The 11,296-nt window shown below is 43.8% G+C and carries 9 protein-coding genes and 1 tRNA gene; 1 reads left to right on the forward strand and 9 read right to left on the reverse strand.

Going from position 1 to position 11,296, the window contains the following annotated elements; all coding sequences use genetic code 11:
* Positions 1–87: 87 nt before the first annotated feature.
* The 7 genes from V6B33_RS19365 to sigW all read right to left on the reverse strand — a co-directional run bounded on the left by V6B33_RS19365 (position 88) and on the right by sigW (position 9,058).
* A complete protein-coding gene (locus V6B33_RS19365) occupies positions 88–1,494 on the reverse strand; it encodes a Na+/H+ antiporter NhaC family protein (RefSeq protein WP_334219329.1) in 1,407 nt (468 codons plus the stop codon).
* 363 nt (positions 1,495–1,857) lie between these two features.
* Entirely contained in the window at positions 1,858–3,660 is a 1,803-nt protein-coding gene (glmS, locus tag V6B33_RS19370; RefSeq protein ID WP_334219319.1) for a glutamine--fructose-6-phosphate transaminase (isomerizing), read from the reverse strand.
* A gap of 506 nt (positions 3,661–4,166) precedes the next feature.
* A complete protein-coding gene (gene glmM, locus V6B33_RS19375; protein ID WP_334219320.1) occupies positions 4,167–5,516 on the reverse strand; it encodes a phosphoglucosamine mutase in 1,350 nt (449 codons plus the stop codon).
* A gap of 25 nt (positions 5,517–5,541) precedes the next feature.
* Positions 5,542–6,780 (reverse strand): CdaR family protein, encoded by a 1,239-nt coding sequence (locus V6B33_RS19380; protein ID WP_334219321.1) that lies wholly within the window; start codon positions 6,778–6,780, stop codon positions 5,542–5,544.
* On the reverse strand, positions 6,773–7,609 hold the full coding sequence (gene cdaA / locus V6B33_RS19385) for a diadenylate cyclase CdaA (protein ID WP_334219322.1): 837 nt from the start codon (positions 7,607–7,609) through the stop codon (positions 6,773–6,775). The genes V6B33_RS19380 and cdaA overlap by 8 nt, the downstream gene beginning before the upstream one ends.
* A 237-nt stretch (positions 7,610–7,846) precedes the next feature.
* Positions 7,847–8,458 carry an anti-sigma factor gene (locus V6B33_RS19390; protein WP_334219330.1) on the reverse strand — a complete coding sequence of 204 codons (612 nt, stop codon included), beginning with the start codon at positions 8,456–8,458 and terminating at the stop codon, positions 7,847–7,849.
* A 36-nt stretch (positions 8,459–8,494) separates the two neighbouring features.
* Positions 8,495–9,058, reverse strand: a complete 564-nt coding sequence (sigW, locus tag V6B33_RS19395; protein ID WP_334219323.1) for an RNA polymerase sigma factor SigW — start codon at positions 9,056–9,058, stop codon at positions 8,495–8,497.
* 285 nt (positions 9,059–9,343) lie between these two features.
* Between sigW and V6B33_RS19400 the strand changes: the two genes are divergently transcribed.
* Complete coding sequence (locus V6B33_RS19400) at positions 9,344–9,508, forward strand: aspartyl-phosphate phosphatase Spo0E family protein (protein ID WP_334219324.1); 165 nt, start codon at positions 9,344–9,346, stop codon at positions 9,506–9,508.
* A gap of 137 nt (positions 9,509–9,645) precedes the next feature.
* On the opposite strand, the gene rocF is transcribed toward V6B33_RS19400, so the two are convergent.
* Together rocF and V6B33_RS19410 are read right to left on the reverse strand one after the other, a co-directional pair.
* Positions 9,646–10,548: an arginase gene (rocF, locus tag V6B33_RS19405; protein ID WP_334219325.1), complete on the reverse strand. Its 903-nt coding sequence runs from the start codon at positions 10,546–10,548 to the stop codon at positions 9,646–9,648.
* Between the two features lie 620 nt (positions 10,549–11,168).
* Positions 11,169–11,244: transfer RNA gene (locus V6B33_RS19410), tRNA-Ala, on the reverse strand.
* Between the last annotated feature and the right edge of the window lie 52 nt (positions 11,245–11,296).

Raw genomic sequence — 11,296 nt, forward strand, 5'->3', positions numbered from 1 at the left:
GGGTTGTTGTCAGGATTAAACTAACTCATATAAATCCCCCGGCAATCACATCCGTTGAAAAAAATTCGGAACCGACACGACATGCAATCAACCAAGAAAGTATCCGGCTGCAAGGTAAAGCGCTGCCGTGATGCCAACCCCAATTGAGACGATTTTTAATTTATAGCGGGCATATTCAACAAGGGGGACATCCAGAATGGATGCAGTTGTAATCGTTGTGTCACCAAGCGGGGATGTCATCGCACCGAATGAACCGCTGGCAAACACAGCACCGACTGTCATAGGAAGCGATGCGCCAGTTGAAGTCGCCATTGCTATTCCAAGCGGCATGAAAATCCCCCATGTTCCAAAAGAAGAACCAATGAAATAACTGACAACTGAACTGACTAAAAAGACAATGGCTGGAATGGTGAAACCTGGAAGGAAGGAACCAAGGGTTGCCTCGATAAATCGGGAAAATCCAAGATCTTCTGCCACAAGGGATAATGACCATACAAGTACAAGAAGAATGATCGGTTCCATCAGTTGATTTCCACCATCATAAAAATGATACATTGTCTCACCAAGTTTTTGCTTCCTAAGCATATAGAAAATGAAAGTGAGAATCAGGGTAACAAATACAGCAAGAAGAATGACAAAAGTAGCATCCGCTTGCGCAAGTGCATTAAATATCCCCGTGGCTCCTTTTTCCATACCATCCTGCCACAACAGGAATAATGTCAGTCCAAGCAGTAAAAACAGAGGGACGATTAAGTTCCACGGTTGTGCTTTCACCATGGACAATTCTTTTTTAATTCCTATTCGGTGAAACTTCTCCTCACCTTTGTTTTTATTTACGTCCTTCTTTTTAGGTTTTGACCAGAATGTCCAAACCAATCCAAAAATCAACATAACAATTGCAAAGAAGTTAAAAGGAATACTGGACAGAAATATTTGATAGGCATCTGCCTCCAGGTTGTGTTTTTGAATCCCACCTTCGATTAGTGAAACCATGAATCCGACAAATGCGGTTGCTGCTGGTAACAGAACAATCACTGAACCTGTCGAAACGTCCATCGTAAAGCCGACTTTCCAGCTTGATATGTTGACCTTTTTCAGCAATATCTTTACAACCGGACCAATCATCATGATTCGGAACATCGGCATCATAAATGTAAAAGGAAGTGTAAGCCAGATTACTGACAGGAGCCCGCGTTCAGAGCTTATTTTGTCGCCTGCCCACTCCGAAAAACCTTTGACCCCTCCGGATATTTGCATCATACCTATCAGTCCGCCAAACAAGTATAGAAAAGCGATGATATTTATATTTCCCGGCTCTGATAGTGTCGTTACGATATAGTTGACCGTTTCTTTTGATCCATCAAGCAAGCTGAAATCCACTAGAAATGCTCCAACAAGCAGCCCCAGCACGAGTCCTGGAAGTATTTGTTTTAACCAGATCGAAAACCCAATCACGATAATGAAAGGAATTAAAGAAAGCCATGTCTGTTCTATAGTACTCACCTCTCCCAAACGTCTTAGTGTTACCTTGTTCAGCATTTACGAATTTCATACAAGGAGTTACATGGGCAGCAATAAGAACAATGTTCAATATCTCAATTTTAGTTATGTAATGGATACTTCAACTTCAAGTGAAGTTTGTAGTATACGCCGTCAATGTATTTCATAGATTGCTGTTATAAGGGCTTATAGCAAGTTTCTGTTAAGAAAAAAACCTGTTGCTTATCAGGCAACAAGATTACCTTATCCGCGTTTATAATCATCCAACAAAAAACACGAGTGAAAATTGGAATAGGATCCCGATTTTCACTCGTGTTATTTTTTCAAGTACATTTCACAATGCTTTTATCTATATCCTTACTCAACCGTAACTGATTTTGCCAAGTTACGCGGCTTATCTACATCACAGTCGCGGTGCAGAGCAGCATAGTAAGAAATTAATTGTAACGGAATGACAGAGATAAGAGGTGTTAACATTGGGTTAACCTCCGGGATGACGAAGCGGTCTTCTTCGTCTTCCAAGCCTTTCATGGAGATGATGCAAGGGTTTGCTCCGCGAGCCACTACCTCTTTCACATTACCACGAATGCTCAGGTTTACAGCTTCCTGGGTTGCAAGAGCGACAACAGGTGTTCCTTCTTCGATCAGAGCGATTGTACCGTGCTTGAGCTCTCCTCCTGCAAATCCTTCAGCTTGGATGTAAGAGATTTCTTTCAGCTTAAGTGAACCTTCAAGTCCTACATAAAAGTCGAGTGAACGTCCAATGAAGAAGCAGTTGCGCGTTGTTGACAGATATTCGCGGGCGATTTCCTCGAACTCTTCCTTCGTATCACATAGCGCTTCCATAGCTGTTGCTACAATTCCAAGCTCCTGGATCAGATCGAAGTCCTGAACCGTTCCGCAAGATTGACCCGTAACATGAGCCAGAATCGCCAATACAGCCAGTTGAGCTGTATATGCTTTCGTTGAAGCTACTGCGATTTCAGGTCCTGCATGAAGAAGAAGCGTGTAATCTGCTTCACGGGAAAGAGTGGATCCTGCCACGTTTGTCACCGTTAATGCTTTGTGGCCCATCTCTTTGATTTGAACAAGAACGGCACGGCTGTCAGCTGTTTCACCGCTTTGAGAAATGAAGATGAATAATGGCTTCTCAGACAGAAGCGGCATGTTATAGTTGAATTCACTCGCAACATGGACTTCTACAGGAATTCCAGCATTCTTCTCGATGAATTGCTTACCAACAAGTCCTGCATGGTAGCTTGTTCCGGCAGCAATGATGTAGATACGGTCTGCTTCTTTCATTGCTCCGACAATCGGCTCATCGATGTGAAGCTCGTTGTTTTCATTTTGGTAAGCTTGAATGATCTTACGCATCACTAATGGCTGCTCATCGATTTCTTTCAGCATGTAATGTGGATATGTTCCTTTTTCAATATCACTGGCATCAATTTCAGCAGTGTAAGGAGCACGTTCCATTACTTCTCCGATCAGGTTTTGGATTTCAACCTTCTCTTTTGTTACGATGACCATTTCTTTATCCATCAGTTCAACGAATTGATCCGTCACTTGGATCATGGCCATTGCATCACTTGCCACGACGTTGAAGTCATCACCAAGACCTACAAGTAACGGACTCTTGTTTTTCCCAACAAAGATTGTCTCGTCATTTTCAGCATCTAACAGGGCGATGGCATAAGATCCTTTAAGCAGCATTAATGTTTGACGGAATGCTTCTTCTACAGCATTTCCTTCGTCAACAAGCTTTTGGATCAACTGAACGATTACTTCCGTGTCCGTTTCACTTTTAAACTCAACATCAGTAAGATATTGACGCTTTAGCTGGGAGTAGTTTTCGATTACTCCGTTATGAACAATTGTAAAACGGCCGGACGTGCTTTGATGAGGGTGTGCATTCACCTGGCTTGGTACTCCGTGAGTCGCCCAGCGGGTGTGCCCGATACCAGTGTTGCTTGCCACGTTCTCATCCACGATTCCGCGAAGATCCGCAATACGTCCTTTTTCTTTGAACACATGGATGCCATCCGCATTCTGAACGGCGATTCCTGCAGAATCATAACCGCGGTACTCAAGCTTCTCCAGACCTTTTAATAAAATTTCCTTTGTATCCGAATTTCCTATATATCCTACGATACCACACATAATTAAATATCCTCCCTGATGGAAAAGGGGGCAAGATATCTTCAGGGGACGTCCTGCCCCCTTATCTCAATTGTCATTAGATTTAGTATGTCTCTCTTCATCTTCCCTTTGTCCATCAAGTTGCCTCAATGTTTTAAAGAAGAATCTTACGGCTCCGTGACATTCAGAACCGGGAGGCATCCGCCGAACCATCGATCGAACCTCCACCTCGTCAACTAAACATAGCGGTCATGTCTAGTCCTGGCGCTTTAGAAAAATTGATTTATGAACGATCCACCTTTCCATTCTTGAATCGAAATGCGTTGTTTCCAGATTTTTTGAAAATCAAAAACAAAATCATCATACACCAGCAGGAACTCCTGCGTCAATAAAAATCTGAACACCGGATGCAGTTGTTACCACATTGTTATCTTCCCGAAATAATCCATAAACGCGTAAATAAAATAAACTCACACTATTAAATATGCATAAGGGGTCATTGTGGTACCCCTCATGCATAAGAATAGTTATTCGTTTAATCCCATTTGTTCTTTCACGACTTCCGCAATTTCATCTACGTATTTTGCACATAATTCTTCAGTAGGAGCTTCGGCCATGACACGGACAAGAGGTTCCGTACCGGATGGACGAACAAGAATGCGTCCATTTCCGTTCATTTCCTCTTCCACTTTACCGATTACGGTTTTCACCTTTTCATTATCGGTCACATGGTGCTTGTCTGTTACACGGACGTTCACAAGCTTCTGGGGGAACTTCTTCATTTCTCCCGCTAACTCGGAAAGGGATTTGCCTGTCATTTTCATGATGTTCACAAGCTGGATACCTGTTAACAGTCCATCTCCCGTCGTGTTGTAATCAAGGAAAATGATATGACCTGATTGTTCGCCGCCCAGGTTGTAGCCGTTTGTTTTCATTTCTTCCACTACATAGCGGTCGCCGACTGCAGTCTGGATGCTTTGAATCCCATGCTCTTCAAGTCCTTTATGGAAACCGAGATTACTCATCACCGTCGATACAACGGTAGATTGTTTCAGTCTGCCTTCCGATTTCAAGTACTTACCGCAAATGTACATGATCTGATCGCCGTCTACAATATTTCCGTGTTCGTCAACAGCGATGATGCGGTCTCCGTCTCCATCAAAGGCAAGTCCTACATCCGCATCTTTTTCCTTCACCATTTCAGCAAGTGTTTCTGGATGGGTGGAGCCGACTCCTTCATTGATATTCAACCCATCCGGAGATGCTCCCATCGTGGAAATATCCGCATCCAAATCGGCAAATAAGTGGGTCGCAAGTGCGGAAGTGGCACCATGTGCGCAGTCCAATGCAATATGTAAACCATCGAAATCTTCGTCTACAGTCTGTTTTAAGTATTGAAGGTACTTCTGTCCACCTTCGAAATAATCACTTACTTGTCCCAAATCAGCACCGATAGGACGGGGCAGGCTGTCCTCCGTTCGATCCAGCAGCTCTTCAATCTCATGCTCCTGATCGTCTGATAATTTGAACCCGTCCGGTCCGAAGAATTTGATTCCGTTATCTCCGACAGGGTTGTGAGAAGCAGAGATCATGACACCCGCCTGGGCACCAAGCGCTTTTGTCAAATAAGAGACTCCCGGAGTCGAAATGACACCAAGACGCATCACTTCCGCTCCAATGGAGAGCAAGCCGGCAACCAATGCCCCTTCAAGCATATGACCTGAAATACGGGTATCCCTTCCGATCAGGATTTTAGGACGCGTTGCATCCTTTGTCAGGACATAACCGCCGAAACGGCCAAGCTTAAATGCCAACTCCGGTGTTAATTCAGTATTTGCTACACCTCTTACACCATCTGTTCCAAAATACTTACCCATTCTAAATCTCTCCTTTTCACAGCTCTTATGCTGATGTGTTCTTTTCTTTTATCTGTATTTTCACTGTCTGTTCAGATAGCGTCCAGTCAACATTTTCCGGACCTTCGGCATTGATCTCGACCTCATGCTCACCCGGTTCCAGACCTGTCAGATCGAGGGCTAAGTTGAAATCATCCTTGGTTATTGCATCAATTGCCCCATTTTCACCTTTTAGCGTCGCATCGACCGCTCCGTCTTTTGGCGTGATAATGGAAACTTCGTACTCTTCATCCAAGCCCTCCGGCTTCAATTCCAATCCTGATATCTCTCTCTCGGTTGTCGTACTTACGTCTAATTTGACCTTCACTTTCTCGGGAGCCACTTTGTTCAAACCATCTTTCAGCGACAACGGCACTGTGACGGTCGTATCTTTCGTGATTTTACTCAAATCGACTTCTGCTGCAAGTTCTTCGATCGTGTCCAGAACTTCTTGTCTGCCGAATACGTTGACCGTCTCAGGCTCAACAGATATCGACTCGAGTGTCGTCCCTTCCGGCAATGAACCTTTTTGTTTAACAGTTACCGGGACTTCCTTGCTGGGGTTCACCACCGAGACGGTGACATCGACATTTTCAGGCTCGACTTGGACGTTAAGCTTGTTGTAGTCGCGATCCAACACCTGAACTGTTGCTTCCCTCGTGACATTTTCACTTATTTCGCCCTCGATATCCAGGGTTGCTTTCACATATGCAATCTGTTCAATCTGGTCCTTGGCCCCTGTGACCTTGACCGTCTTCGGATCAACGGACAACCCTTCCGCTTCGAATCCATTGGATAAAAGCCCGCTATTGAATTCGGGTTCAACCGTGAATTCTTCCGTGACTTTCTCCTGTACGGTCACATTCACGAACTCCGGATTCATCTTCACTGTCAATTTATCCGAAATATTATCGATTTCAATCGGGATGCGATGCTCCCCGATCCCTATATCATTAAGGTCTGCATACACTTGAAAATCCCTGATGATCTTTGCCTGCTGAACGATGGACTTGGGACCATCCACCGTCACATTCACCGTTTCCGGAAGTCCTGTGACGACTAGATTCTCGGAATCATAAAACACTTCGAGCGGGACATTCTGGATGGTGTCAAAGGACGTTTGGGAATTACCATTATTGGTGGCTGTCTTCTGGATATTATCAAAATTCACTGATAAATAAAGGATGAATGCCAGAAGTAATCCAACCACTCGCATGAACCATTTGGATTCCATGAATTTATCCATTTTCTTTCTTCCCCCTCCAGCTCCATTTTGATGAGGAAGCACTTGTCTTATCGCCTATAAGCTCCACCGTAAGGATTTCCTTGAATCGCTCTAAAGACAGGTCGCGATGCAGCTCCCCGTTCTTCGTGATGGAGATTGCTCCCGTTTCTTCCGACACAACAACCGTGATACTGTCCGTGACTTCACTTACCCCAAGGGCAGCTCTATGTCTTGTTCCAAGCTCTTTCGAAATAAATGGACTTTCAGAAAGAGGCAGATAACAGGCAGCTGCAGCAATTTGCCGTTTCTGGATGATCACCGCTCCATCATGAAGCGGAGTATTCGGGATGAAAATATTGATGAGCAATTGAGATGTGATCTTGGCATCAATCGCGATACCCGTTTCTATGTAGTCACTCATCCCTGTCTCTCTTTCAATCGAAAGGAGAGCACCAATCCGGCGTTTCGCCATATAACTGACCGCCTTCGTCATCGACTCGATCATTTGCTCCTGTTCCTCTTCCTCCTGCATGCCGGTTCTTGAGAATAAATGTCCCCTTCCCAGCTGCTCGAGGGCCCGGCGAAGTTCAGGCTGGAAAATGATGATGATCGCGAGGAACCCCCAAGTGAGAGCCTGCTCCATCATCCATCCGAGCGTATCCAATCCGAAGATACTGCTCAGTCCTCTTACAATGATGATGACAAAGATCCCTTTTAATAATTGAACTGCCTTGGTGCCTTTTATAAGCATGATTAATTTATAAATAACGAACCATACCACAAGAATGTCTACAATATCCGAGACATAATCCAGGGCAGAGTATTCTGAGAATAAATCGATAAACGGCATATTACATCCTCCAATAGCTTAATCGAAAGCGTAAGCCGCCATGTGGCTTCTTTTTTCGTAACCTGTCTATTATAGCACATTGTCTCACTGTTACAGGAAAGAACCCCATGGCTCTCTATATAAATAATTTCCAATAAACTAAGTATTCCTCATTTAAAGTATTCCGCAAAAAAACTGACATGAAACATGTCAGTCTTCAGGGACGAACATGTTTCGTTTCATCCCTTTTATCATATCCTACTTTTCATCAAGTTGCGAATTTCCCCATTCAACCAAATCTTCAGCACCGCTTTTGATCTGGTACCAAAGCCATTCAAACGCCGCATCGATTTCTTTGATTTCCCCGGTCACCGTCCCTGCAGAAGCAAGATATTGATTCCCATTGATCACAGTGACGTCCCCTGTGACCTTTCCTTCTATCTTCACATCGCCATTTCGGACCGTCAGATCTCCCTTCACCACTTTCCCTTCAGGAACCACGACCGTGTGATCCTCCACTACCAGGCTTTCATTCTTGGTAAAAGAAAAATCCTGATGGTCATTCCAGTTGGCAAACACGCTTCCAGTCATAAAAAATATGAATAGAGCTGCAGCCGTCAGCAGCGGATGGTGGCGGAGCCATCTCTGCATACCCACCTTCTTCTTTTCCTTCGGTAATCTGTCCATGATCCTATTTGTAAAATCATCCGGCGCGCTGATGTGTGAAGTGCTCTGGACAAACGCGATCGCTTTCTTCAACTCATGAAAGTGATGCTGGCAATCTTCACATTGCTGCAGGTGACTCTTTAATTTCTGTTCACTGTCACTAATGATGTCTCCGTCTAAATAGTCGTGCATATAGTCGATCATTTCTTCAGGACAAGTTTTCACTTCTACTCACCCTTTCTATAAAGATTTTAATTGTTTACGAAGAGCTTCCCGCCCTCTATGTACCCTTGTTTTGACAGTACCCAAAGGCATATCAAGTATTTCACTGATCTCCTGAAGCGGCAGTTCCTCGATATATTTTAACACGATGACCGATCGGTATTTCTCCGGCAGCTTGGATATCTCCTTCTGTATCGTTTCCTGAAGCTCCATATTCTCCACTTCATCTTCAGGCATCTTCACATCGGCTGCTACCTGTGAATACATCGTCAATCCATCTGTACCAGCCACCTCGGCATCCAGATAATAATCAGGTTTCTTCTTTCGGATCCGGTCGATACAAAGATTGGTAGCGATTCGGAACAGCCATGTCGAGAACTTTCTCTTCTGATTGAAGGTTTCGATGTTCACATAAGCCCTGATGAAGGCTTCCTGCGAGATATCTTCTGCTTCATGCCGATTCCCGAGCATCCGATAACATATCTGAAACACTTTATCCTTATACAACTCGACCAATTCGGCAAAGGCACTTTGATCGCCTTTTAACACTTGTTTTATCCGCTTTTTCACTAATGCTTCCATTTCTGCTATACCCCCGCTCTATGCGGCTATATTTATATACGTTTCATCCTCTGGAAAGGTTTCATTTTTTTCAAAGCTCTTTTCACAAATTTTGTTATCTCCCACAAGAAAAAGATCACGTTCAGGCACTCTATTCAACACTCTTAAACAATAGATGATAACAACAATTTTAAAAAGCAGTTTTTTTCATAATATTATCCTAACAAATTTTCGGATAAAAATGTTTACAAATTATTGAAAAGGGGTATAAAAGGACTAATATTTATTAGTACAGGGGGATTCACCATGAGTGGAAGGGTTCGAAACGAATTGCTGTTTCAAATTGAAGACTGCCGGCGTCAAATGGTAGAGCTTGCAAAAGAGTCATCATACGCAGACGAGAAAGTCGTACATTTGAGCACGAGATTGGACAATCTCTTAAATCAATACCAAGTAGTCAAACAAAATTGAAAGAAGATAGAAAAAGGCTGAAAACCTGTATGGGTTTTCAGCCTTATTTGCTTATTTAAGTTCATTCCAATTTAGAATACTTATTCCTCGCCGGGGTTTCTGTATATCATCTACACCGGCAACAGGTCGTTCGCCTGTTACAGTAATTTTTCCCCGAAAAGGGATCCCATAAGGGCAACGGCTACGGTTGCCGTTTTATTCTTTTCATCCAGGATCGGATTGACCTCTACAAATTCCGCAGAAGTAATGATTTTTGCTTCCTCAAGCATTTCCATCGCCAGATGACTTTCACGGTAGCTGATTCCACCGAGGACCGGAGTACCGACTCCAGGAGCATCGCTTGGATCCAAACCGTCAAGATCAAGGGACAGATGAACACCATCCGTTTTATCCTTCAAGTATCCAATTGATTCTTCCATCACCTTTGCCATACCCATGCGGTCGATCTCATGCATGGTGTAGACCTTGATGCCTTTTTCTTTAATCAGCTCTCTTTCCCCTTCATCCAATGAACGGGCACCGATGATCACGATATTCTCAGGTTTGATTTTCGGTGTATTGCCTCCGATGCTTGTCAGGGTCTCATGACCGATACCCAGGCTGACCGCAAGCGGCATACCATGGATGTTTCCAGATGGCGATGTCTCACCCGTATTCAAATCCCCATGTGCATCATACCAGATGACCCCAAGATTTTCGTATTGTTTGGAAACACCGGCCAATGTACCGATGGCAATACTATGATCGCCCCCAAAAATCAGTGGGAAATCACCGCTTGTAATCACTTCATCCACAGTAGATGCGAGCTTCCCGCTGGCTTCAGCAACCGCTTTCAAATTTCTCAAATTTGTATCCGGATTATTATGTACACGTTCCGCCTGTCCGATTTCTATATCTCCAAGGTCATTAATTTCATAACCAATGTTTTCCAGACGCTCAACCACCCCTGCATAACGGATCGCACTTGGTCCCATATCGACCCCGCGTCTCATCTGTCCTAAATCCATTGGTACCCCGATAATTGAAATGTTTTTGTTCATGATAATTCCTCCTATCCCAATTGTCTTACTCTCCCTCTATTGTAGCCTTTAAGTGAGCGATGACTCAACTGGACAGGATTGTGTATATATATGCGGTTGGAGATGGGTTGGGGAGGGGTTGGGTGTAATATTATGAGCGAGTGTTGGGAGGCTGTTTACAATAGACGGGTAGTTGCAGGGGGGACAGTTCACGGTGCGGTATGGGGTTAGGCATATGACAAACTGCTTGCGGTACAGGTAACAAGTAGAGATTTTTCGACAAGTTGCTCAATTATCGATGAAAGGTGCGCAATTAATGAAAATGAAGAGCAATTATCCCCAAAGTGGCTCAATTAATGATAAACCGGCGCAATTCTTACCTACACCCTTTATTCTAAAACTTGTTCTCCTCTATATTTCTGTTAAAAATAACAGTCAATCACAAATTTATGGCCATAAACTCTCATAACTGAACAATAATAGTTCAAACCCACCAATTTCTGACCCGATTGGCAGCTCAATTTGAATTTCACAAAAAAAGGTAACACTCCAATAGTCCATTTATTAAGCTGCCTCACCACACATCACAATAAAAAAACCTCAACTCTTAATAAGAATTGAGGTTCTTCATGTCGTATGTATGGTGGAGCCTAGCGGGATCGAACCGCTGACCTCCTGCGTGCAAAGCAGGCGCTCTCCCAGCTGAGCTAAGGCCCCGTTAAGATATAAGAAATTCTCACATCCATGGGTAAGATGTGAGAAAGAGTGA

The organism is Mangrovibacillus sp. Mu-81, from assembly GCF_036867415.1.
GTDB lineage: Bacteria > Bacillota > Bacilli > Bacillales > Bacillaceae_B > Rossellomorea.

Coding starts and splice junctions, on each gene's coding strand:
- glmS (WP_334219319.1), bottom strand. CDS start 3,660: ATGTGTGGTATCGTAGGATATATAGGAAATTCGGATACAAAGGAAATT.
- glmM (WP_334219320.1), bottom strand. CDS start 5,516: ATGGGTAAGTATTTTGGAACAGATGGTGTAAGAGGTGTAGCAAATACT.
- V6B33_RS19380 (WP_334219321.1), bottom strand. CDS start 6,780: ATGGATAAATTCATGGAATCCAAATGGTTCATGCGAGTGGTTGGATTA.
- cdaA (WP_334219322.1), bottom strand. CDS start 7,609: ATGCCGTTTATCGATTTATTCTCAGAATACTCTGCCCTGGATTATGTC.
- V6B33_RS19390 (WP_334219330.1), bottom strand. CDS start 8,458: ATGATCGACTATATGCACGACTATTTAGACGGAGACATCATTAGTGAC.
- sigW (WP_334219323.1), bottom strand. CDS start 9,058: ATGGAAGCATTAGTGAAAAAGCGGATAAAACAAGTGTTAAAAGGCGAT.
- V6B33_RS19400 (WP_334219324.1), top strand. CDS start 9,344: ATGAGTGGAAGGGTTCGAAACGAATTGCTGTTTCAAATTGAAGACTGC.
- rocF (WP_334219325.1), bottom strand. CDS start 10,548: ATGAACAAAAACATTTCAATTATCGGGGTACCAATGGATTTAGGACAG.